Raw genomic sequence first — 22,285 nt, 5'->3', positions numbered from 1 at the left:
CTTTATGCCTTTCAGTTCTGACCGAGCAGGGGGGAGAGCCAGTCGTGGAAGTCGCCGAGGTCGGCGGGATTGGTGCTTCGCCACTGCGGGGGTACCGGCCGGGTACGGCCGGCCACCTCCGCGAGCGGCACCGGGTCGTACCCGGTCTGGCCGGCGCTGCGGTGCAGGCCGACCATCAGTCCGGTGGCGCGGTCGGCCAGCAGCTTCGCCGCGTGTCGCCCTGCCTCCGCCGCCTCCGCCCGGTCGACGTCGCTGGCGAGCGCGCCGCTGCTGCGCTGGACCATGCCGAGCACTTCGCCGCGGGCGGCGACCCCCAGCTCGGTGCTCACCAGCCCGGCGAGCGCCCTGGAGACGCCGCCGAGGATGATCCGGGTGTGGTTGACGGCCTCGAACGGGTCGTCGGTCAGCTCGCTGGCCGCGCCCTCGCTGACCACCACGAATGCCCGCCCGTGCGTGCGCAGGGCATCCCGCACGGCGGTGAGGAACGCCGCCCGGTCGAAGGTGAGCTCCGGGATCAGGACGAGGTGCGGCGCGTACGCCGGATCGTCGCGGTGCCAGGTCGCGGCGAGGGCCAGCCAGCCGACCGAGCGGCCGAGGGTCTCCACGATGCGGACCGGTTCGATGCCGGACATCGCCGCGTGGTCGCGGGCCAGGTCCGGGACGACCTTCGTGAGGTAGCGCGCGGCGGAGCCGTACCCGGGGCAGTGGTCGACGCCGACCAGGTCGTTGTCCACCGTCTTCGGGATACCGACGACGCTCAGCTCGCGCCCGGTCGCGGCGGCCCGGTTCGCGAGGGCGTGCAGCAGCGCCATCGTCCCGTTGCCGCCGATCAGTGCCAGGCCTTCGACACCGTTGGCGGCCAGGACGTCGAGTGCGGTGTCGAGGTCCTCCTCCGTGACCGCCCGCCGCCCGGCGCCGAGCCAGGATCCGCCGTGCCGGGTCGCGGCGACCGGCACGTCGGCGGCGGTGACCGGGGTGAGTCGACCCTCGACCAGGCCGTCCGGGCCGCCCCGCAGCGCCAGCACGTCGTGATCCGCCGCCGCCTCGAGGAAACCGCGGAGGCTGGCGTTGACGACGCTGGTCGGTGCGCCGGTCTGTCCGATGAGCAGGCGCATCATCCCACCTGCGCCTTCGAGCCGACGGACAGGAAGGTCTGGAAGGCCTCCAGCCCGGGGCGGCCGCCCTCGTACCCGAGCCCCGACTCCTGCACACCGCCGAACGGGATCCACGGCGTGTTCGGGGTTCCGGTGTTGATGCCGACGATGCCGGCGCAGAGGCGGTCGGCGACGGCGTGAGCGCGGTCGAGGTCTTCGCCGCAGACGTAGCCGGCCAGGCCGTACCCGGTGGCATGGTGCAGGGCCAGCGCGTCGTCGAGGTCGTCGTAGACGTGGATCGGCGCGATCGGCCCGAAGATCTCGTCGGTCATCACCCGGCTGTCGACGGGCGCGTCCAGCAGTACGGTCGCCGGGGCGAAGTGCCCCTTCTCCGGGACGGCGCCGCTCGTGACCAGCCGCGCGCCCTTGCTCACCGCTTCCTCGACGAGCGAGGCCATCCGGGCCGGGTCCGAGGCCGGAGCGAGGGGACCGAGGTCGGTGGCCGGATCCGTGGGGACGCCGACGACCATTTTCTCCGTCGCCGCGATGAACGCCTCGGTGAACTCGGTCGCCACCTGGCGAGCCACGAGGACCTGGTTCGCGGCGATACAGGACTGGCCGTTGTTTCGGTACTTCGCCACCAGCAGCGTCTGCGCCGCGGCTTGCGGATCCGCGTCAGGCAGCACGAGGAAAGGCGCGCAACCACCGAGCTCCATCACCGTACGCAGGAAGCGCGGCGCCGTGGCCGCGGCGACCAGGCGCCCCACCCGGGTCGACCCGGTGAACGACACGACGCCGACGCTCCGGTCGGCGAGCCACGGGTCGACGACGTCGGCGGGTGTGCCGAGCACGGTCGACAGCACCCCTGCGGGCACGTGCCGTTCGACGACCGCGGCCAGCACCATCGACGACAGCGGCGTCAGCTCGGAGGGCTTGAAGAGCACCGGGCACCCGGCCGCCAGCGCCGGCGCGATCTTGCGAGCCGGGATGGAGACCGGGAAGTTCCATGGAGTCAGGACCGCGGCCACACCGGCAGGCCGCGTGGTCACCCGATGACTGATCCCGGGTACGACCGACAGCTGCTCGGTCTCCTGCCGGTCCAGCAGGTCGGCCATGATCCGGAAATAGGCGACCGTCAGCCCCAGCTCGGCGGCCGACTCGGCGAGTCGCTTGCCGCTCTCCCGGGTGATCAGGGCGGGCCACTCGGGCTCCGCGGCGAGCGTCTCGACGTCTGCGGCGATGGCCCGCAGCGCCGCCGACCGGGCAGCCGGCGGCGTAGCCGCCCAGACGGGCAGGGCCTGCTGCGCGAGACCGAGTGCCGCCGCCGCGTCGGCACCGTTACCGGTGCTGACCTGGGTGAATGGCTCGCCGGTGGCCGGCCTCGAGCACCGCGAGCCGCGGTCCGCCCGCCGTCCGGCCCGTTACGCGCACGGCAGTGGCCGCCGAGAGGATGTCGTTGACGATGGGGTCGGTCACGGTAGCTGCTCCTCGTACGCGTCGAGCTGGTCCTGGTCGAGATCGATGCCGAATCCGGGCCCGTCCGGCACGCGGACCGTGCCGTGGGCGGTGAGCAGGCCGTCGGCGGCCTGCCGCAGCGGGTTGGAGCGGATGTCCCACTCGATGAGCCGGGTAGCGGACGAGATCGCGCCGACCTGGACGGTCGCGGCGGTGGCGACCGCACCGTTGTAGAGGTGCGGGTTCACGGTCCGCCCGGCCGCTGCCGCGGCCGCCAGCACGTCCAGGTACTCGGTGACGCCGCCGACCTTGCCGAGGTCGGGCTGCAGAATTTCGACCGCTTCCAGGTACGGCCCGAACGCTGCCGCGCCGTAGAGGTTCTCCCCGGTCGCCAGCGGCACCCCGGTGCGGCGGCTCAGCTCGGCCAGCTCCGCGGGACGGTCGCCGGCCAGCGGCTCCTCGACCCAGGCGACGCCGAGATCGGCCAGCGCGGGCACCATCTCCAGCGCATCGGCCAGCCGCCACGCCTGGTTGGCGTCGGCGAAGATCTGCACCTGGTCGCCAAGGATCCGCCGGGCAGTTCCGACGTTGGCGAGGTCGGTGTCCGCGCCGAACCCGACCTTGACCTTGACGGCGGTGAGCCCGAGCGCGGCGCAGCGGTAGGCAACCTGGGCGACCCCGGTGGGTCCGAGGCTGGAGCCGTACACCGGCAGCTCCGTGCGGGGGTTCGCGCTCAGCAGGCGGGCCAGGCTGGTGCCGGCGTGGCGGGCGGCGAGGTCCCACAGGGCCATGTCGACGCCGCTGATCGCCTGGTGGACCGGGCCGGGTGCACCCCACTGGCGGCCCAGTGGCGCCAACTGCGCGAGCAGCGCCCGCTGGGCGGTGCCCGGGTCGGGAAAGCGGCGGCCCGTCATCAGCGGCGCGACGCCGTCGTGAATCGTGGCGAGTCGCTCACGCCATGCCCAGGACGGGTAGTTCGCCCAGCTCTCGCCGACGCCGACCGAACCGTCGGCCAGCTCGACCTCGACCAGGACCATCACGCGGTGGGTCAGGGGCGCGAAGGACATGGCGATCGGCTCGGTGGGCCGTGCCCGGAAGACCCGGCACCGCACGTCCACCACCGCGGCGTCCGGCAGCGTGACCACCGGGGTCTCCGCGGCTGAGGGTGCGGCCTTGAGGTCCATGTGCCTTCTCTCACGTTGACGCTATCTGCATGCAGTCTTGAACGCGCTTCACCGGGACGTCAAGAGTTCGAAACAAAGAAAAGCGCCGACTTTGCACCCGGCAAAAGGTTCTTATGCCTCAGCCGGGGGTGCTTCGGTTCCGCTGACTCCCGCGTGGCGGGACGTCGCGGGCGAATTCGCCACCACTGCGGGTGGTCCGCACCGCGTCCGGCCGGTTCGCCGAACTAGACGGTCAGGATGCGGGTGCCGGTGCGGCGTGCGGCCGCGGCCACCGGGTCGGGCAGCGGACCGTCCACGACCAGGGTGTCGATGCGGTCGAAGCCGCACACCTGAACCGGAGCGGTGGCCGTCAGCTTGCTCGCGTCGACGAGCAGCACGACCTCGTCCGCGATGTCCATGAGGGCGTGCTTGGCGCTCAGCTCGACCTCCGAGCGCACGTACGCGCCCCGCTCGTCGACCGCGCTCGCGCCGAGGAACAGCAGGCGCACCCGCATGCGCCGGACGAGATCCAGCGCGGCGAAACCCACCATCGCCTGGTTGTCGTGCAGCAGTTCCCCGCCGATCCCGATGACCCTTGACCTGGGCCGGGACAGCATGTGGGCGAGCACGGGGACGGAATGGGTGATCACGCAGCCGTCGAAGTCCTCGGGCAGCGTGTGGGCCACCTCGGCCGCGGTCGTGCCGCTGTCGATCCCGATCGTGTCGCCCGGCTGGACCAGGCGGGCCGCCGCGGCACCGATCGCTCGCTTGGCGCCGGCGTGGCTGAGCGCGCGGGAGGCGTACCCAGGGCCTCCGACGCCGCCCGGCGGAAGGCTGACGCCGCCATGGACGAGCAGGACCTCGCCGTTCTCGGCGAGTCGCCGCAGGTCACGGCGGACCGTCATCTGGGAGACGCCGAGCTGGGCGCTGATGTCGGCGACCGAGAGGAAGCCGGCCCGGCGCAGGGCGGCCATGATGTGCGTCCGCCGCTGCGGGGCGCCGTCGTAGCGCATGGCTTCCACTGACACGTCGGTAGTCTAGCCTCTGTTCTTCCGCTACCAACGGATGTTAGTTTTCAACCATCCTTTGATCTCAGTGCCTCGACGCCGCCGACCTCGGCGGCGGACCGGCCGCTCGTGCGCTGGAGGAACAGTGACCGCCGACCCCTCGATCCTCGCCCGCCCCTCAGGCGGCTACGCCATGCTCGCTGTCGACCAACGCGAAGCGCTGCGGGCCATGTTCGCCGCACGCCAGCCGGAGCCGGTGACCGACGCGCAGCTGACCGCATTCAAGGTGGACGCGGCCCGCGCACTGAGCCCGTACGCGTCCGCGATACTCGTCGACAAGCAGTTCGGCTGGGACGCCGTGATCGCGGACAACGCCGTCGACCCGTCCTGCGCGCTGATCGCCGCGGCCGACGCCTTCACCCCGAGCGCCACCGAGTTCGTCGCGGACGTGGCGATCGACCCCGAGGTCGACCCCACGACCGTACGAAAGGAGGGCGCGAAGGCCCTCAAGCTGCTCGTGCTCTACCGGCCGGATGAGGCGCCGGAGCCGCGCATCGCCATGGTCACCGACTTCGTCGCCCGCTGCCGCGAGGCCGGGCTGGTCAGCATCATCGAACCGGTGTCCCGTGGCCCGCGCGACGGCGGCGCGTACGACCACGAAGCGGGAATCCACGCGGCCGCCCGCGAGCTGGGCGCCCTCGGTGCCGACCTCTACAAGTCGGAGGTACCAACCCACGGCAAGGGCACCCCGGACGAGATAACCGCCGGGTGCGCCGCGCTGTCGTCGGTCATCAGCAGCCCATGGGTGGTCCTGTCCTCCGGCGTACCCGCGGAGGTTTTCCCCGAAGCCGTGCGACTCGCCTGCCGCGCCGGGGCCTCCGGTTTCCTCGCCGGCCGCGCGGTCTGGGCCTCGGTGGTCGGCAGCCCGACCATGGCCGACGACCTGCGCACGATCTCGGTCGACCGGCTGCGACGCCTCGCCGACGTGGTCGACGACGCCGTGTCGCACTAAATGGTGCCCGTCGGTGACGTGCTCGCCGTCGGTGCGGTCGCGCTCGGCGCCACCATGCAGAGAGCAACCGGCCTGGGCTTTGCCCTGGTCGCCGCCCCGTTTCTGGTCGTGATCCTCGGCCCCTTCTCGGGCGTCACCCTGGCCAACCTGCTCTCTGCGGTGATCAACCTGATCGTGCTGTGCGTGACCGCCCGGGCGCTGCACCGCCGCGTGGCCGTCCAGATGATCGCCGGCGTGATCCTGGCCCTGCCATTGGGAGTCTGGGTGGTCCGGGAACTGCCGGGCCGCGTCCTGCTCGTCGGCATCGGCCTGATCACGGCGGGATCAGTGGCCTGGGTGGCGGTGGGCCAGAGCATGCCGTTCCTCAGGCACCGCAGCGGGGCGATGGCGTCGGGGTTCGCGTCAGGCTTCTTCAACACGACCGCGGGGACGGGCGGACCGCCGCTCGCCGTCTACGCCGTGAGTACCGACTGGGAGCACCGAAGCTTCGTCCCGACCGTGCAGCTCGTCGGCCTGGTCACCAACGTGCTGTCCCTTGCGGCGAAGGGCGCCCCGGTCTTGTCCTGGACACTGCTGCTGGCCTGCGGGGCGGCGATGCTGGCAGGGATCGGTGGCGGGCACTATCTGCAGCGGTTGTTGCCGCAGACGGCTACCCGACGTTGCATGCTGGCGCTCGCCCTCACGGGAAGCGCCATCGCGATCGTCAAGGGGTTGGCGGCGTGGTGAAAGGCTTCCTGCGGCGTCGACAGGCCGACCCAGCCGGGACGGGCGCCTCGTCGCGCGGCACTCTCCCTGCCGAATCCACGTACTCGGGCGGGCCGAGGTCCGCGGACGCGTCGGCTCGGTGGCCCCGCCGCGTCTTCAGCCAGGGCAGCGATCCGGATCCACGGTTCAGCCTCGCCAACGAGCGCACGTTCCTGGCGTGGATCCGTACCTCTCTGGCGCTCTTCGCCGCAGGTGTGGCATTGGAGGCGGTGAACCTGCCGATCGTGCCCGGGTTGCGCCGGGCGTCAGCGATCGTGCTGATCCTGCTGGGCGCTGCCGCCCCAGCCCAGGCCTGGTTCGGCTGGGTCCGCACCGAGCTCGCCCTGAGGCTGGAAAGAAGCCTCCCGCCACCGCTGATGGCCGTGCCGGTCGGTGCAGGTCTCATGCTCGTCGGCGTCCTGGTCCTCCTGGGTCTCATCCTGTGACCGACCTCCGCTCCTCGCCTCGTGGCTCCTCCGTCGCCTCGGACGCTCCGCCCTCGCCGAGCTGCTCGCCGCTCCCGGACTCTTCGCCGTCCGCAAGTCCCTCCTCAGGTCCTGTCTCCTCGGCTGACCGCGGATTGCAGCTGGAACGGACGGTGCTGGCCTGGCGGCGTACAGCAACGGCGTTTGCCGTCGCGGCGGCCACGGCCGGACGTTTCCTCCTGCCGCACCTCGGCGGACGGATCTTCCTGGCCGCCGTCGTCAGCGCGATGACGGTCGTCATCGTCGCCGCAGCGGCGCTGCGACGGCGCCTTCCGCCCTCCGATGCCCCGGCCGTGCTGAGCTCGGCCCGCCCGCCCGGCCCCTGGCTCGCGGCGGTCACGCTCGCAACCGCCGCCGGCGGTCTCAGCGTGGCGCTCGCCGTACTGCACAGGTCACCCTGAGACGCACCTGCTCGCGACGCTGCGACACTCGCCCGTCGTTGACGGGTTGGCGTTGCCCTGCGGCCACCAGAGGCAACGCCGCGGTGGGATGAAGTTCGTGGGGCACCCGACTGGTCAGCCGGCGAAGGTGTGATCGGGGAAGCCGGGAACCTCGGGCCGGATCCGGAACAAGGCCCCCGCCGGGGAGCGGTCGTCCGCCGGCAGGCCGTGGCGGGAGGTGGTGATGTAAAGGTCGGCGTGGTCGGGGCCGCCGAACGCGCACGCGGTGGGGCGTCGGACCGGCAGCTCCACGACGGCGGTGCGGCGACCGTCCGGCGCGTACCGGTGCACGGCCCCGCCGTCCCACAGCGCGACCCAGACACCACCCTCGACGTCGAGGCAGAGCCCGTCCGGCGTGCCCACCTGCGGCGGCACCGCCACCACCGGCCGCCGGTCGTGCAGCTCACCGGTGGCCGGGTCGAAGGCGAAGGTGTCTATCCGGTGGGTGGCCGAGTCGACGTACCAGGCGGTGCTGCCGTCCCGGGTCCAGGCCAACCCGTTGGAGACGGTCAGCCCGGTGAGCACCGTCTCGACCGCGCCGTCGGGGCCGAGCCGGTGCAGCGCGGCCCGACCCGGCGCGGCGTCGTACGCCATCGAGCCGCAGTAGAACCGCCCCAGCGGGTCGCACCCGCCGTCGTTCATCCGGATCGACGGGTCCGACCAGTTCTCGGGCAGCAGCTCCACCGCGTCGTCCGTCAGCAGCGCGAAGCCCCGCTCCACGGCGGCGACCAGCCCACCACCGGACCGCGGGCGCAGGGCCGCGACCACCGGGGCGACGTGCCGGCGGGTGATCACCCCGGTGACCGGGTCCAGCGCCAGGATGTCCCCGACCAGCATGTCGACCCACCGCAACCGCTGGTCGGCCGGGCACCACACCGGTCCTTCGCCGTGCTCGGCGACCGGCGGGGTGACCTGCGCGACGACACCCATCGAGCCTCCTCTCCGAAACGTGCCGACGGTGGGGCGCTCGGCCCCACCACATCCCCCACCATCCGGCCACGACCGGTGTCCGGCCCGCGCGGGGTGCGGTCCGCTGCTCACAGGTAGTCGGCCGGCCAGTGGAAGGCCCCGGGCGCCCCGGTGATCGCGGCCAGATGGTCCGGCGCGGCGTGGATCGGCCGGACCATGCCGGTGGCGTCGGCCTGCGTCACCGGGTCGGTCAGGAGGTACGGCAGCGCGGCGTCGATGGCCGGGTCGGCGGGCAGCCGGGCGACGCACTCCCGTACGCCGCGCCCAACGGCGGTGCGGGCGACGGCGCCGAACAGGGCGCGCAGGGCCTCCGGCCGGTCGGGGCGCGCCGCCACCTCGACCACTCGCACGCACCCGGGCGCCCACTGCGCGGCCAGGTAGCCGGCCGTCCGGCCCTGGTGCCGGGCGACCAGCAGCTGGGTGGGTGGGGCGTACCACACCGGCACCCGCAGCCGCCAGTCGTCGGCGTCCCGCACGGTGCTGAGCGGGCGGCGGGCGTTGAACGCCTCGTGCAACGGGGCGAGCTGCGCCCGGTCCACTCCGGCTTCGGCCTGGACGATCCAGTCCGGCGGCAAGGGAGCGACGGCCGCCGCCGGTCGACCGCTCGGGTAGTGCAGGGCGAACGGGCGGTAGCCGCTGGACAGGTACACGCCGGGGGTGCCGGTGAACAGCAACGACCAGGCGCAGCCGTCGGCGGCCATCGCCGTGACGGCCAGGTCGAGCAGGCGGCGGATGTGACCCCGGCCGCGCGCCCGGACCCGGGTGGCCACGTTGGCGACGCCTCCGACCAGGTCGACGCCGCCGGCGGCGTTGCGTACCCGCCGTGGCAGGTAGTAGACGGCGGCGACGACCGTCCCGGCCTCCACCGCGACGAAGGTGCGCGCGAGGCGGCCGGGGTCGTGGGCGTAGAGCTGGGTCACGTGCGCGCTGGTGAACGCCTCGGCCCAGGTGGCCTGGAGCGACGGTACGTCCGCCGGCGTGGCCGGGCGGTAGTCGACGGGGGTGGTCACGCCGGCGCGAGCACGGTGCGCTGGCGGCCGAGCCCGTCAATCTCCATCTCCATCACGTCGCCTGCCGCCAGGTAGGGGAACCGGCCGGAGAGCGCCACCCCCTGCGGGGTGCCGGTGTTGAGGAGGTCGCCCGGTTCCAGCACGGTGAACTGGGACAGATGCCAGATCAGGTACGCCACGTCGAAGATCATGTCGGCGGTGCGGGAGTCCTGCCGTGATTCGCCGTTGATCCAGGAACGCAGCCGAAGCGCCTGCGGGTCGCCCACCTCGTCCGGCGTGACCAGCCACGGGCCGAGCGGGTTGAAGGTCTCGCACGACTTGCCCTTGGACCACTGGCCGCCCGGGTCGGCGAACTGGTAGTCCCGTTCGGACACGTCGTTGGTGACCGCGTAGCCGGCCACGTGAGCGAGCGCGTCGGCCGGGGAGTCGAGGTAGCGGGCGTGCTTGCCGATCACCACGGCCAGCTCGACCTCCCAGTCGGTCTTCGTCGAGCCGCGCGGGATCAGCACCTGGTCGTACGGGCCGACCACCGTGTTCGGCGACTTGTGGAACAGGATCGGCCGCTCGGGCGGGGCGACCCCGGATTCGGCGGCGTGCGCGCTGTAGTTCTGCCCGATGCAGAGCACCGCCCCGGGCCGGGCGATCGGGGCGCCGATCCGCTCCCCGGTCACGTCGAGCCGGGGCAGCGGACCTGCCGCCCGTACCCGCGCCACGGGGTCCGCGGCGAGGAACGCCGCGTCGATGTCGGCGGTGACCCCGGTCAGATCGAAGTAACTGGTGCCGTCGAACAGCACCGGCCGTTCGGCGCCGACCGGGCCGATCCGCATGAACCTCATGATGTCCTCTCCGTGGTGGTGTGGACCCGTCGGCGGGCCCCGGGTCGATCGCGTACGGGTGGGCGGTGTGCGACGGCGGGTCAGCCGGTCCGGGCGAGCATCTCGGGCGTCACCGCGTGGCTGAGGGGCCGGCCGGTCGCGTACCGGACGATCTCGTCGACGACGATCTCGCCCTGCCTCCGGCGGCCCTGCACGGTGCCGGCGGCCTGGTGCGGGGTGAGCAGCACGTTGGGCAGCGCCCGCAGCGGGTGGCCGGTGGGCAGCGGCTCCTCGTCGAAGACGTCCAGCGCGGCGTCGATCCGGCCACGGGACAGCTCCGCGACGAGCGCCGCCTCGTCAACCAGCCAGGACCGGGCGGTGTTGACCAGCCCGGCGCCGTCGGGCAGCAGCGCCAACTCGCGGGCGCCGAGCAGGTGCCGGGTCTCCGGCAGGGTCGGCGCGTGCAGCGCGACGATGCGGCTACCGGCTAACAGCTCGTCGAGGCTGACCAGCCGGGCGCCGAACGCGGCGGCGTTCGCCCTGGTCAGGGTCGGGTCGTACACGCTGGCGTCCGCGCCGAGGGCCCGGACCAGGTCCAGGTACGCCCGGCCGGTGCGGGACGCGCCGACGACGCCGATCGGGCAGCCGAGGATTTCGTGCCGGGGTGGTGCCTGCTCCGCCCGGCTCCAGCCGGCGCCCGCGTGCAACGCGTGGTCGAAGCGGGGCGTCTGGTGCAGCAGGGCCAGGGTGAACGCGAGGGCGACCTCGGCCACCGACCGGGCCATGCCCTGCCCGGCCTGGGTGACCGTGATGCCGCGGGCGAACAGCTCGGGGGTCACGAACGGTTTGACCGAGGCGCCGGTGTGTGCGACCAGTCGTAGTGCCGGGGCCCGGTCCAGCAGCGCCGCGTCGAGCCGTGGGACGCCCCAGGAGGTCACCAGCACCTCGGCCCGGGCCAGCAGCGGCGCCAGGTCGGCCCGGGTGAGTGCCGCATGGTCGTCGACCAGCGTGGCGTCGGTGACCGTGGTCAGCCGGTCGCCGACCCGGTCGGGGAAGAACTGGGCCCGCAGCGGGGCGGACACGGAGACTACAGTGACCGGACGGTGCGCGCCAGGAGGCGGGGTCACGGGCGGGCCGGCCGGGGACCGGGGCACGCCGCCCGGGCCGGCCCCGGGCGGCGGCTCAGCGGAGCCAGTCATCGCGATGCTCCGCGACGAAGTCGTCGTCGGTGAGCCACGGGTAGGCCGTGATCACCCGGGTCAGCTCCTCCGCCTGGCCGGGGGACAGCCCCTCGGCCGGGTCGAGGCACCACGCCCCGTCGAGCAGCCCTTGCCGGCGCAGCACCTCGTGCACCCCGGCGATGCAGCCGTGGAAGCCGTTCGCGGCGTCGAACACCGCCGCGTTCGCGTCGGTGACCGCCGCGGACCGGCCGGTCAGCTCCGCCAGCGCCGCCCCGTCGCCGCCCCGCGCCGCCCGTGCCTGCGCGAACAGGGCGACCGCGGCGCGGGTCCACACCGCCCACTGGCCGAGCAGCCCGCCGACGAACCGGCGGCCGGCGAACTCGCCGAGCAGGTCGCCGACGATGTGGTCGTCGTTGCCGGTGTACAGCGCCACATCCCGGCCCCGGTCGGCGGTGGCCACCCCGCGCACCGCCTCCAGGGTGCGGTACCGGTCGAACGGGGCCAGCTTCACCGCCACCACCGACGGGAGGTCGGCGAACGCCCGCCAGAACGCCGTCGACAGGCGCGGGCCGCCGATGGCCGACTGGAGGTAGAAGCCGATGACCGGCAGCACCTCGCCGACCGCGCGTGCCCGCCGGAGCAGGTACGCCTCGTCGGCGCCGCGCACGACGGGGGAGAGTAGGACGGCGTGGTAGCCCAGCTCGGCGGCGAGTTCCGCCTCGGCGACCGCCTGGGCGGTGTCGCCGCACGCCCCGGCGACCTTCACCACCGGCCGTCCGGCCTCGGCGTCGACGGTCTCGGCGGCCAGGGCGAGCACCGGTCGCAGCAGGCCGGCCTCCCGGATCGTGAACTGGGTGGTGTGTACGCCGACGGCGAGCCCGCCGGCCCCGGCGGCCAGGTAGTAGCGGGTCAGCGCCCGCTGCCGCCGTTCGTCGAGGCGGCGGTCGGCGGTCAGCGCGAGCGGGTGTGCGGGGATGACGGTCCCCTCGCGCAGCAGGTCCAGGGACACGGTCAGAACCTCCCGTCGCGGACGGCGAACTTGGTGGGCTTGCCCGAGGTGGGCAATCCGGCGGCCAGCCAGTCGGCCTGCCAGTCGATCAGGGTGCCCAGCGGGACGTCCGGGTAGCCGAACAGCGCGTGGCAGCGGGTGGCGTCGTTGAGCAGCGCGGTCGGCGCCTCCGTGCCGACGTAGCTGACCGGCCGGCCGAGACGTTCGCCCATGCGGGCGGCGATCCGGCGCACCGGGGCGGTCTCCGGGCCGGTCAGGTTCAGGGTGAACACGTCGGCGCAGGCGTGCCCCAGCGACCGCAGCGCCACCTCGTTGGCGTACCCCTGCCAGACCACGTTGACGTGGCCGGTGGTGACGTCGACCGGCTCTCCGGCGAGCACCGCCTGGCCGATGTCGGCGAGCACGCCGTAGCGCAGGTCGACGGCGTAGTTGAGCCGGAGCACCGCGACCGGGGTGCCCCGAGTGGCGGCGGCGTGCGCGAACACCTGCTCGCGGCCGAGGCAGCTCATCGCGTAGTCGCCGAGCGGGCCGGTCGGGTCGGTCTCCACGCAGCCTCCGGAGGCCACCGGCGCCATCGGGTAGACGTTGCCGGTGGAGAACGCGGCGATCCGGGCGGCGGGGTAGCGCCGGGCCACCGCTGCGGGCAGCACCGCGTTGACCATCCAGGCCAGGTACGGGGCGGTGGCGGTGCCGAACTTCGCGCCCACCATGAAGATCACGTCGCTGGCGTCGGGCAGTCCGGCCAGGTCGCCGTCGCCCAGCAGGTCGAACGCCACCGGCTCCACTCCGTCGGTGGCCAGTGCGTCGGCGGCCGTCCGGTCCGACCAGCGCGACACGGCGTACACCCGGTCGCCGGAGCGGCCGGCGGCGTCGAGCCCCCGGCGGGCCAGCCGGCACAGCGACGGGCCCATCTTGCCTCCGGCGCCGAGGACCACCAGGTCACCGGAGCCGCCGGCCAGGTCGGCGACGAGCGCCACCGAGGGCCGGGCGAGGCGGTCCTCCAGTTCGGACTCACTGTTGAACACTGAACTCATCCTTTGATTCCGGACATGGTGACGCCTTCGGTGAAGTACCGCTGGCCCACGAGGTAGGCGGCGAAGATCGGCACGAACGCGACGACCGAGCCGGCGAGCATGACGTTGAGCGGCACCTGCTCCTGCTGGAGGGAGGCGATGCCGACGGTGAGGGTGCGCATGTCCCCGCTCTGCCCGATGATCAGTGGCCAGAGCAGGTCGTTCCAGTGCCACAGGAAGACGAACACGCCGAGGGTGGCCAGGATCGGCTTGCACAGGGGCAGCACGATCCGCACGAACATCCGCCACTCGGAGGCGCCGTCGATCGTCGCGGCCTCGAAGAGTTCGTCGGGCAGGCCCTGGATGAACTGCCGCATCAGGAACACCGCCTGCGCGTTGGCCAGGGTCGGCAGGATCAGCCCCCAGTACGTGTCGACCCCGCCGACCTTCGCGATCAGGATGAAGGTCGGGATGAGGGTGACGTGGTACGGCACCATCACCATCGCCAGGAACGACCAGAACATGGTCTCCCGGCCGGGGAAGCGCTTCTTCGCGAACGCGTACCCGGCCATCGCGGCGAGCAGCAGCACCGCGACGACGCTGACCACGGAGTAGATGGTGGTGTTGAGCAGCCAGCGCAGGATGTTCCGTGAGTCGAGCACCGTCGCGTACGCGTCGAACTCGATCGGCCAGGGCAGGAGGCTGCCGGGGAACTCGACGGCGGCGGCGGGCTTCAGGCTCAGCACCACCATCGCGTAGAACGGGAAGAGGGTGGCCACGCTGGCCACGGCGAGCAGCACGTACCGCAGCACGGTGCCGCCGGGCCCGGGCTGCAACGCCCGGTACGAGCGCCGCCGGCGCCGCAGCGGGGGCGCCGGGGTGGGCGCGGGGGCGGTGGTCGTGGCGGTCACTTGTCCCTCCCGAGGGTCAGCCGCTGGATCAGCGCGACGACCAGCGTCATCACGAACAGGGCCACCCCGATCGCGCTGGCGTAGCCGAGGTCGAAGTACTTGAAGCCCTGGTCGTACAGGGCCATCACGAGGGTGTAGCTGGCGCGGGCGGGGCCGCCGCCGGTCATCGCGTACACCAGGTCGAAGACCTGGAACGAGGCGGTCGTCTCGATCACCAGCAGGAAGAACAGCACCGGCTTGAGTTGGGGCAGCACGATGAAGCGGAACCGCTGCCACGCGCCCGCGCCGTCGGTGAGGGCGGCCTCCTCCTGCTCTCTGGGCAGGTCCTGGAGGCGGGCCAGGACGATCAGCATGCCGTACCCGAAGTGCGACCACACGCCGATCAGCGCGAGTGCCGGCAGGACCAGCGTGCTGGAGGCCAGCCAGGAGTCGTCGGGCAGGCCGACCCAGCCGAGGATCCGCGACCACGGGCCGCCGGAGGAGAACACCCAGGAGAAGATGGTGGCGACCAGCACCAGGCTGGTGACGACCGGCAGGAAGAACACCGACCGGAAGAAGCCGACGCCGCGGAAGCCGCGCCGGACCAGCAGTGCCAGCCCGACCGACGCGGCAACGGTCAGCGGCACGTACAGCACGGTGTAGCCGGCGGTGACCCGCAGCGCCTGCCAGAAGACCGGGTCGTCGGCCAGCCGCCGGGCGTTCTCCAGCCCGGTCCACTCGGCGTCGCCGCCGATCGTGTAGTCCATGAAGCCGAGCACCAGCCCGGCGATCGCCGGGCCGAAGCGGAACGCCAGGAACAGCAGGAATGCGGGGAGGACGAAGAGCAGACCCCATCGTGCCTCGCGCCGGGCGATCACCCGCCGGGCCCGCCGGGCCGGCAGCTGAGCAGGTACGGCCATCTCGCCATCCTCTTCGCAGGTTCGACATCGGCCGCTGCGGCCGGTGTGGTGGCGCCCGGCCCGCCGCCGCGGTGCGGCGGCGGGCCGGCGGGGTTCAGAGCAGCGCGTCGGCGGCCTTGGCCGCGTCGGCGAGCGCCTGCTCGGGGGTCTTCTTGCCGATCAGCGCGGCCTGGATCTCGGGGGCGAGGACGCCCATCACCTCGCGGCTCTTCTCGTTGAGCGGGCCGACGGTGGTGCTGCCCAGGGTCTTCTCCATCTCGGTGTTCACCGGGTCCTGCGGGTACAGCGACCCGGCGGACGTCTTGGCCGAGAAGTAGCCGCCGGCGACGTCGTACGCGGAGGCGACCGACGGCGCGGTGACGAAGGTGACCCACTGGCCGGCGGCCTTCTTGGCCTTGCTGCCCTTGAGGATGGACAGGCTGCCCACGGTGCCGTAGCCGACGCTCTTGGCGTCGCTCAGCGGCGGGAAGATCTTGATGTTCTCCGTGCCCCAGAACTTCTCGACGTCGGCCGGGACGTGCTGCCAGGTGCAGGCGACCTTGTTCTTGGCCACGTTGGTCTGCTCGAAGGCCGGGATGCTGGTGATCAGGTCCTTCTCGACGTAGCCGCCGTCGACGAGCTGCTTGAGGAAGGTCAGTGCCTTGACGCCCTCGGGGCCGTTGAACGCCACGGACGTGCCGTCGGCGTTGAACACGTCGCCGCCGGCCTGCCAGAGCAGCGGGTAGAAGGACTGGTTGAGCGTGGCGCTCGGGTCGGCGTAGTAGTTGGTGGCGTCGAAGCCCTTGGCCTTCAGCTTCGGCGCGAGGGCCAGCAGGTCGGCCCAGGTCTTCGGGTACTCGGTGATCCCGGCGGCGGTGAACACCTTCGCGTTGCACATCAGCGGGTTGCTGCTGGTCAGGAGCGGTGCGCCGAGCATCCTGCCGTCGAGGGTGACGGCGGCCCGGACGTTCTCCCGGTAGTCGGCCTTCGCGTCGGCGGGCACGTACTCGTCCACCGGCTCGATCATCTTGTTGAACTTGCCCAGCTGGTCGGGGATCAGGTAGACGACGTCCGGGCCCTTGCCGCCGGCGATCGCCGCGGTCAGCGACTCCTCCCGCTTGGCCCACGGGAAGATCTCCACCTTGACGTCGATGTCGGGGTGGTCGGCCTTGAACGCGGCGACCTGCTTGTCCCAGAAGCCGCGGTGGGTGGCCTCGTCGGGGATCACCGGGTAGATCCACATGGTGACGCTCTGCTTGTCGCCGCCGGCGTCGGAGCCGCCGCCGCAGGCGCTGAGCAGACCGGCCACCAGCGCGGCGGCCGCGACCGGTGCGAACCTTCGAAGTCTCATCTGTGCGTTCCTTTCTGAGTGGTTCACTGCGCGGGCACGGTGACGACCGTGCCGGTGTGCCGGGCCGTCTCGGCGGCGAAGACCGCGAGGTGGCTGGCGAGGGTCTCGTCCAGCCCGGACCGGATGTGGTGGCTGTCGCCGGTGGCGACGGCGCGGACGAAGGCGTCCATCAGTCCGGTGTCGCCGCCGCCGTGGTCGTCGGCGGCGGTGGACCCGCCGACCGTGGCGGCGTCGAGGACCTCGATCCGGTCGGTGCGGAAGTCGTGCACCCGGACCCGTTCGCCGTCGCCGGAGAGGGAGCCGTGGGTGCCGAACAGCTGGGTCTGCCGGTGGGTCTGCTCGGTGAAGGCGGCCATGGTGAAGGTGGCGGTGACGCCGCCGGTCAGCTCCATCGCCACGACCTGGTGGTCGACGACGTCGTTGTCGCCGGAGTACACGCACCGCCCGTACGGGCCGGTGCGCAGCGCCTCGATCAGCGCGGCCTCGTCGGTGCCGTCGGTGACCACGCTGACCGGCCAGATCGACCCGCGCTCGCGCAGCACCGGCAGGTACAGCTTCGGCGCCGAGTACGGGCAGCCCGGCTCGGCCGTGCAGTCCAGGCACCGCGCGGCGGCGCCGGCCGGCGCCTGGTCGGGCCGGAAGTGGTGGAGCCCGCCGAAGCTGGCGACCCGCTCGATGCGCCGGCCGGTGACGTAGCCGAGCCAGTCCAGGTCGTGGCTGGACTTGGCGAGCAGCATCGGGGTGGCGAGGTCCTCCCGCCGCCAGGGGCCGCGCACGTAGGAGTGGGCGTAGTGCCACCAGCCGACCGGTTCGAGGTGCTGGACACTGACGATCTCGCCCAGCACCCCGCTGTCCACCACCCGCTTCACCAGGTCGGTGTAGGGGGTGTACCGCAGCACGTGGCAGACGGCGAACAGCACGCCGGTGGCGCGCACCGCGTCGACGATCTCGCGGCACTGGTCGGCCGTCGGCGCGAGCGGCTTCTCCACCAGCAGGTGCCGGCCGGCCTTGGCGAACGCGACGGCCGGCTCGACGTGCATCCGGTCCTGGGTGGCGACGACGACAGCGTCGGCCGGTACGTCCGCCGCCAGCAGGTCTCGCCAGTCGCTGAACTCCGCCGCGCCGGGGTGGGCGGCGGCGACCAGGCCCCGCTGGTGCGGCCGCGGGTCGGCGACCGCGACGATTCGCGCCCGCGCGGGGTTGGCGGCCACCCACCGGGCGTACGTCTGGCCCCGGTTGCCCACGCCCGCCAGCGCGACCCGCACCGGCCGGTCCTGCTGTTCCACCTGGCTCCTCGCTCTCTCTCGCTGCTGCGTGTGGTCAGACCGTCAGGTTCCCGGCGTCGCGGATGCGCGGGCCGGCGGCGGGCAGCTCGCGGGACACGCCCTCCTCGACGCACCCGGTGTGGTGCAGGTACGAGCCCTCACCGAAGCCGGCGTCGGCCAGCCGCAGCTTCCCGCCGGTGAACTGGGTGCCGACGGCGGAGTACCGGTTGGTGCCGGCGTCGACGGTGATGTGCGCGGTGCCGGCGTCGGAGGTGGTGCTGAGGTAGCCGCCCAGCTCCCACCGGACGACGCCGGTGGCCGCGGCGCGGGACAGCAGCGCCTTGGCGGTGTTGGTTCCGCTGAGCACGGCCCCGCCGCCGACGCTGATCCGCTGGTCGGCGGTGCCGGCGAGGCGGATGCCGGCGTTGGTGAAGGTGCCCCCGCAGACGCGCAGGTCGGCGGATTTGACGGTGACCGGCGCGGCGTCGGGGGCGCCGACGAGGGTCACGTCGGTCAGGTGCAGCTGCCCGCTGCCGCTGAAGGTGTGCCCGTCGACGCCGCGGATGGTGGTGCGGACCAGGTGCACCGGCGTGGTGACGTTGGCCTGCACCACGTCGGTGCCGGCGGTGGCGAGGGTGAAGGAACAGCCCTCGATGACGTTCGGCCGCTGCGACCGGGTGGACTGCTGCGAGATGATCAGCGTGTCGTCGGCGGAGCAGCCGCGTAGCTGCACGCCGTCGGCGTTGACCCACAGCATCCCGGAGCCGGCCAGGCCGGCCTTGCGGATGACCTGGACGTCCTCCAGGGTCAGATCGGTGATCTTCACGCGGGCCACGAACCAGGAGCAGACGTGCTTGCGGACGGTGATCCGCTTCGCCGCCGAGCCCCAGGCCGCCCCGGAGTTGGCGAAGGTCATGAGCCCGGAGTTGCCGGTGTAGACGAGGTCGTGCTCGTACTGGCCGTGGGTGACGAAGGGGCCTTGGTCGTCGCCGTCGCCGTGGCAGTTGGTGACGTACCCGTACGCCGAGGCGGTCCAGTCGTTGAGGTGCCGGGCGTTGGAGGTGCGGCAGTCCTCGACGTGCCCGTACAGGCAGTAGATCTGCTGGGTGAGGTAGCCGGCGCCGCCCCAGGTGACCGAGGTCGGGTTCTTCAGGGTGCATCGGGCGGTGTGGAAGTGCGTGCACCAGCGCCGCATGATGACCGGCCAGAAGCTGCCGGTGGCGTCGATGTCGGCGACGTCGCAGTGCACCGCGTACTCGTAGGCGACGGGGTGGGAGCCGGTGTACTGGTCGGCGCCGTTGCCGGTGAACACGAGGTTGCGTACGTGCACCCGGCTGACCGGCTCGATCCGGGTCCAGGTGAGGGTGCGGCCGGCAGCCAGCTCCCAGCCGTTCTTGTAGTTGACCCGGATGTGGGTGCCGTCGACGATCTGGGTGACCTGGACGAGCTTCTGCAGCTCCCGCTCCCAGCTGCCGGCGAGCCGGTTGACCTCGACGGCGTACCACTGGCCGACGGCGAACGCCGAGGAGTCGGCGACCTGGAACGAGTCCCAGCCCTCCCGGACGACCTCGGTCAGGGTGTGGGTGCGTACCTCGTCGGTGACCTTCCCCCGGAAGAACAGCACCGCCGCGAACGGGTCGTCGCGGCCGGCGTCCTCGATGCCGTCGGTGGACATGGTGTGCCCGCCGAAGTCGAGCACCAGGTCACTGCGGGTGAACCGGTGCCGCTTGACGAAGTGCAGGTCGGAGTGGGCCTCGATGCGGTGCACGGTGGGGTCGGTGACCATCGCCTCGAGGGCGGCGTCGGCGGGGGTCTTGGCGTCGAAGATGCCGAAGTGCCGGAACTCGACGGCGCCGTCGTGCAGCTGGAGCCAGCGGCCGGGTCGGTCGTTGGCGGGGGCGAGGACGGTGCCGCCGTTGCCGGCGGCGGTGCTGGCCGCGTTCCAACGGACCAGCCGGGCCCCGCCGTCACCGGCGGTGAGGTGCCCGTCGACGTGTACGACCTGCCCGTCGCGCAGGGTGTTGGGCTTGAGGTTGAGCAGGGCGGCGACGGTGCCCACGTGCAGGACCCCGTTGAGGCCGGGGGCCAGCGGCGTCGTGCTGTCCGGGTCGACGGCGGAGGCGGCGGTGGCGGGGGAGAGGGCGAGGGCGGTGCCGGCGAGGGCGAGCCCGCCGAGCCCGGAGGCGCGCAGCAGGGTGCGGCGGGAGGTCGGTTCGGAGCGGTTCATGGGGGTGTCTCCTCTTCCGGGGGCGATCAGAGGGTGAGGGTGTCGCCGGTGACGACGCGGGCGGACTCGGCGGGCAGCTCGCGGGCGACCCCCTCCTCGACGCACCCGGTGTGCAGCAGGGTGGAGGCGGCGCCGAAGGCCGCGTCGGCGAGCGTCAGCCGGCCGCCGGAGAAGCGGGCGCCGACTGCGCGGTAGCGGTTGACGCCGGCGTCGATGCGCACGTGCGCGGTCTGCGGGTCGGCCGCGGTGCTGCGGTAGTCGCCCAGCTCGATCCGGACGGCCCCGGTGCCGGCGGCCCGGGTCAGCAGGGCTCGCCGCGCGTTGGTGCCGGTGACCACCGCGCCGCGGTCGAGCACGAGGCGCTGGTCGCGCACGGCGGACAGCTCGATGCCGGTGTCGGTCAGCGTGCCGCCGTGTACCACCACCTCGGCCGCGCCGACCAGCAGTGGCACCGCGCCGGGTGTCCCGGTCAGCGTGCAGTCGGTGAAGTGCACCGGACCCGAGCCGCGCAGGATCGCCCCGTCGAGGCCGCGGAAGGTGGTGCGGACGAAGTGCACCGGGTTGCTCACCGGGGTCTGCACGATCACCGTGCCGGCGGGCTGGTCGAAGTCGCAGTCGGCGATGATCGTGGGCCGGCCCGAGCGGGCCGAGCGCTGGGCGATGCTCAGCGTCCGCGCCGAGCAGCCGCGCAGCTGCGCGCCGTCGGCGTTGACCTGGAGTGTGCCGGCCGGGTCGAAGGTCGAGCGCGGGATGACCCGCACGTCCTCCAGGGTCAGGTCGGTGATCTTGGTGCCGGCCACGAACCAGGAGCAGAGGTGCCGGCGGACGGTGATCCGCTTCGCGCTGATGCCCCACTGGCCACCGCTGTTGGCGATGTCCATCAGGCCGGAGTTGCCGGTGAAGACCAGGTCGTGCTCGTACTGTCCGTGGGTGGTGAACGGGTTGCCGCCGGCGTCGTCGCCATCGCCGTGGCAGTTCTCCACCGTGCAGTACGCCGACGCGGTGAGGTCGTTGAGGTGCCGGGCGTTGGCGCTGCGGCAGTCCACGACGTGCCCGTACAGGCAGTAGATCTGCTGGGTCAGGTAGCCGGCGCCGCCGTACATGACGGTCGGCGGGTTCTTCAGGGTGCAGTTGGCGGTGGTGAAGTGGGTGCACCAGCGGCGCATGATCACCGGCCACCAGGTGCCGGTGGCGTCGATGCCGGACACGTCGCAGCGCACGGCGTACTCGTAGGCGACGGGGTGGGAGCCGCTGTACTCGCGGTCGTCGGGCCCGGATCCGGGGTACTCGCCGGTGAAGGCGACGTGGCCGAGGAAGACCATGTTGCGTACGTGCGCCCACCGGACCGGCTCGACCCGTCGCCAGGTGATCCTGCGGCCCGGTTCCAGGGTCCAGCCGTTGAGGTAGCCCACGCGGATGTGGGTGCCGTCGACGATCTGGGTGACCTGGACCATCTTCTGTAGTTCGCGCTCGTCGGCGCCGCTGAGGGCGTTGCTGGTGGCGGTCCACCACTGGCCGACGGTGAACCGCGCCGAGTCCGGGACCTGGAACACGTCGGTCAGCTCGGGGACGGTCTCGGTGAGGGTGTGGGTGATCACCGTGTCGGTCACCGTGCCGCGGAAGTAGAGCACCGCGCCGAACGGGTTGTCGTGGGTGTTGCGCTCGATGCCGTCGGTGTGCACGGTGTGCCCGCCGAAGTCCAGCTCGATGTCGCTGCGGCCGAAGGTGTGCCGCTTGACGAAGCGCAGGTCGGTGTGGGCCTCGACCCGGTGGATCGCCGGGTCCGTGACCATGGCGTCCAGCGCGGCGTCGGCGGGGGTCTCCCGGCCGAAGATGCCGAACCGCCGGAAGTCGCCGACCCCGTCGTGCACGGCCAGCCATCGGCCACGCCGGTCGCTGCCGTTCGGGTACGGGTCGTGCACGGTGCCGCCGTTGCCGGCGGCGGTGCTGGTGGGGTCCCAGCGCAGCGTGCTGCCGCCGCCGTCGCCGGGGGTGTGGTAGCCGGCGACGACCACCAGCGTGCGGGCGGTCAGCGTGGCGGGAGTGAGGGCGGCCAGGTCGGCGACGGTGTCGACGCGCTGAATCTGGTCGTGGGGGGTGGGTGCGGACGTGCCAAGTAGACCCATGGAGAGCCTCAACCTTCGCGGTCCAGCCGGCCGGCGGGACGCCGTACGGCGGTGCTGGGGGGCCTGCGGGCACCACGGGGGAGCCGCAGGGCGGGGGAAGGTCGGGCAAACGCGCGAGGCGCGCAGGCGG

Annotated in this window: 20 protein-coding genes and 1 pseudogene; 4 read left to right on the top strand and 17 right to left on the bottom strand. The window is 72.7% G+C overall.

Annotated features, from left to right (window positions below):
• Positions 1-11: 11 nt before the first annotated feature.
• The 5 genes and pseudogenes from B0E53_RS02650 to B0E53_RS02635 all read right to left on the bottom strand — a co-directional run bounded on the left by B0E53_RS02650 (position 12) and on the right by B0E53_RS02635 (position 4,740).
• Positions 12-1,118: a 6-phosphofructokinase gene (locus B0E53_RS02650; protein ID WP_107074473.1), complete on the bottom strand. Its 1,107-nt coding sequence runs from the start codon at positions 1,116-1,118 to the stop codon at positions 12-14.
• A pseudogene (locus B0E53_RS02645) lies at positions 1,115-2,425 on the bottom strand (aldehyde dehydrogenase family protein); the annotation flags it as partial. The gene B0E53_RS02650 and the pseudogene B0E53_RS02645, both read right to left, overlap by 4 nt.
• A gap of 7 nt (positions 2,426-2,432) precedes the next feature.
• Positions 2,433-2,570 carry a hypothetical protein gene (locus tag B0E53_RS37300; RefSeq protein ID WP_168215195.1) on the bottom strand — a complete coding sequence of 46 codons (138 nt, stop codon included), beginning with the start codon at positions 2,568-2,570 and terminating at the stop codon, positions 2,433-2,435.
• On the bottom strand, positions 2,567-3,733 hold the full coding sequence (locus B0E53_RS02640; RefSeq protein ID WP_107074471.1) for a mandelate racemase/muconate lactonizing enzyme family protein: 1,167 nt from the start codon (positions 3,731-3,733) through the stop codon (positions 2,567-2,569). Before B0E53_RS02640 ends, B0E53_RS37300 begins: the two co-directional genes overlap by 4 nt.
• A 224-nt stretch (positions 3,734-3,957) precedes the next feature.
• The gene (locus tag B0E53_RS02635; RefSeq protein WP_146167565.1) at positions 3,958-4,740 is read right to left on the bottom strand and encodes a DeoR/GlpR family DNA-binding transcription regulator; all 783 of its coding nucleotides are present in this window, start codon (positions 4,738-4,740) and stop codon (positions 3,958-3,960) included.
• Positions 4,741-4,864: 124 nt separating this feature from the next.
• Here B0E53_RS02635 and B0E53_RS02630 point away from each other — a divergent pair, with 124 nt between their 5' ends.
• From B0E53_RS02630 to B0E53_RS40000, 4 genes are read left to right on the top strand one after another with little or no spacing between them, the layout of a single operon-like run.
• Positions 4,865-5,731, top strand: coding sequence for a hypothetical protein (locus B0E53_RS02630; protein WP_281492825.1), 867 nt, complete (start codon positions 4,865-4,867; stop codon positions 5,729-5,731).
• A gap of 18 nt (positions 5,732-5,749) precedes the next feature.
• On the top strand, positions 5,750-6,457 hold the full coding sequence (locus B0E53_RS02625; RefSeq protein WP_168215194.1) for a sulfite exporter TauE/SafE family protein: 708 nt from the start codon (positions 5,750-5,752) through the stop codon (positions 6,455-6,457).
• Positions 6,451-6,921, top strand: coding sequence for a DUF202 domain-containing protein (locus tag B0E53_RS40005; RefSeq protein WP_281492824.1), 471 nt, complete (start codon positions 6,451-6,453; stop codon positions 6,919-6,921). The genes B0E53_RS02625 and B0E53_RS40005 overlap by 7 nt, the downstream gene beginning before the upstream one ends.
• Positions 6,918-7,361, top strand: coding sequence for a DUF202 domain-containing protein (locus tag B0E53_RS40000; protein WP_107074467.1), 444 nt, complete (start codon positions 6,918-6,920; stop codon positions 7,359-7,361). The genes B0E53_RS40005 and B0E53_RS40000 overlap by 4 nt, the downstream gene beginning before the upstream one ends.
• Before the next feature lie 114 nt (positions 7,362-7,475).
• Here B0E53_RS40000 and B0E53_RS02610 read toward each other — a convergent pair whose 3' ends face one another.
• The 12 genes from B0E53_RS02610 to B0E53_RS02560 form a co-directional block, all read right to left on the bottom strand.
• Positions 7,476-8,330 carry an SMP-30/gluconolactonase/LRE family protein gene (locus tag B0E53_RS02610; protein WP_107074466.1) on the bottom strand — a complete coding sequence of 285 codons (855 nt, stop codon included), beginning with the start codon at positions 8,328-8,330 and terminating at the stop codon, positions 7,476-7,478.
• A 107-nt stretch (positions 8,331-8,437) separates the two neighbouring features.
• Positions 8,438-9,379, bottom strand: a complete 942-nt coding sequence (locus B0E53_RS02605; protein ID WP_107074465.1) for a GNAT family N-acetyltransferase — start codon at positions 9,377-9,379, stop codon at positions 8,438-8,440.
• On the bottom strand, positions 9,376-10,215 hold the full coding sequence (locus B0E53_RS02600; RefSeq protein ID WP_107074464.1) for a fumarylacetoacetate hydrolase family protein: 840 nt from the start codon (positions 10,213-10,215) through the stop codon (positions 9,376-9,378). Before B0E53_RS02600 ends, B0E53_RS02605 begins: the two co-directional genes overlap by 4 nt.
• A gap of 80 nt (positions 10,216-10,295) precedes the next feature.
• Positions 10,296-11,276 (bottom strand): hydroxyacid dehydrogenase, encoded by a 981-nt coding sequence (locus tag B0E53_RS02595; RefSeq protein ID WP_210405888.1) that lies wholly within the window; start codon positions 11,274-11,276, stop codon positions 10,296-10,298.
• A 100-nt stretch (positions 11,277-11,376) separates the two neighbouring features.
• Positions 11,377-12,384, bottom strand: coding sequence for a hypothetical protein (locus B0E53_RS02590; RefSeq protein ID WP_210405887.1), 1,008 nt, complete (start codon positions 12,382-12,384; stop codon positions 11,377-11,379).
• A 2-nt stretch (positions 12,385-12,386) separates the two neighbouring features.
• On the bottom strand, positions 12,387-13,409 hold the full coding sequence (locus B0E53_RS02585) for an NAD-dependent epimerase/dehydratase family protein (protein ID WP_210405886.1): 1,023 nt from the start codon (positions 13,407-13,409) through the stop codon (positions 12,387-12,389).
• Between the two features lie 5 nt (positions 13,410-13,414).
• A complete protein-coding gene (locus B0E53_RS38435; protein ID WP_210405885.1) occupies positions 13,415-14,308 on the bottom strand; it encodes a carbohydrate ABC transporter permease in 894 nt (297 codons plus the stop codon).
• Positions 14,305-15,207, bottom strand: coding sequence for a sugar ABC transporter permease (locus tag B0E53_RS38430; RefSeq protein ID WP_210405884.1), 903 nt, complete (start codon positions 15,205-15,207; stop codon positions 14,305-14,307). The genes B0E53_RS38435 and B0E53_RS38430 overlap by 4 nt, the downstream gene beginning before the upstream one ends.
• A 94-nt stretch (positions 15,208-15,301) precedes the next feature.
• Positions 15,302-16,537: a sugar ABC transporter substrate-binding protein gene (locus tag B0E53_RS02575; protein WP_107074461.1), complete on the bottom strand. Its 1,236-nt coding sequence runs from the start codon at positions 16,535-16,537 to the stop codon at positions 15,302-15,304.
• 23 nt (positions 16,538-16,560) lie between these two features.
• Positions 16,561-17,823: a Gfo/Idh/MocA family oxidoreductase gene (locus B0E53_RS02570; RefSeq protein ID WP_246835190.1), complete on the bottom strand. Its 1,263-nt coding sequence runs from the start codon at positions 17,821-17,823 to the stop codon at positions 16,561-16,563.
• A gap of 34 nt (positions 17,824-17,857) precedes the next feature.
• Positions 17,858-20,029: a hypothetical protein gene (locus B0E53_RS02565; RefSeq protein ID WP_210405883.1), complete on the bottom strand. Its 2,172-nt coding sequence runs from the start codon at positions 20,027-20,029 to the stop codon at positions 17,858-17,860.
• A 26-nt stretch (positions 20,030-20,055) separates the two neighbouring features.
• Complete coding sequence (locus B0E53_RS02560) at positions 20,056-22,155, bottom strand: hypothetical protein (RefSeq protein WP_210405882.1); 2,100 nt, start codon at positions 22,153-22,155, stop codon at positions 20,056-20,058.
• Positions 22,156-22,285 lie beyond the last annotated feature (130 nt).

Source organism: Micromonospora sp. MH33 (assembly GCF_003013775.1).
In the GTDB taxonomy this organism is placed as follows: domain Bacteria; phylum Actinomycetota; class Actinomycetes; order Mycobacteriales; family Micromonosporaceae; genus Micromonospora; species Micromonospora fulviviridis.
The sequence above is the reverse complement of the archived record's forward strand: the minus strand, read 5'-3'. Positions and strand labels throughout refer to the sequence as shown.

Coding starts and splice junctions, on each gene's coding strand:
- B0E53_RS02650 (WP_107074473.1), bottom strand. CDS start 1,118: ATGATGCGCCTGCTCATCGGACAGACCGGCGCACCGACCAGCGTCGTC.
- B0E53_RS02565 (WP_210405883.1), bottom strand. CDS start 20,029: ATGAACCGCTCCGAACCGACCTCCCGCCGCACCCTGCTGCGCGCCTCC.
- B0E53_RS02600 (WP_107074464.1), bottom strand. CDS start 10,215: ATGAGGTTCATGCGGATCGGCCCGGTCGGCGCCGAACGGCCGGTGCTG.
- B0E53_RS02610 (WP_107074466.1), bottom strand. CDS start 8,330: ATGGGTGTCGTCGCGCAGGTCACCCCGCCGGTCGCCGAGCACGGCGAA.
- B0E53_RS38430 (WP_210405884.1), bottom strand. CDS start 15,207: ATGGCCGTACCTGCTCAGCTGCCGGCCCGGCGGGCCCGGCGGGTGATC.
- B0E53_RS02575 (WP_107074461.1), bottom strand. CDS start 16,537: ATGAGACTTCGAAGGTTCGCACCGGTCGCGGCCGCCGCGCTGGTGGCC.
- B0E53_RS02640 (WP_107074471.1), bottom strand. CDS start 3,733: ATGGACCTCAAGGCCGCACCCTCAGCCGCGGAGACCCCGGTGGTCACG.
- B0E53_RS02560 (WP_210405882.1), bottom strand. CDS start 22,155: ATGGGTCTACTTGGCACGTCCGCACCCACCCCCCACGACCAGATTCAG.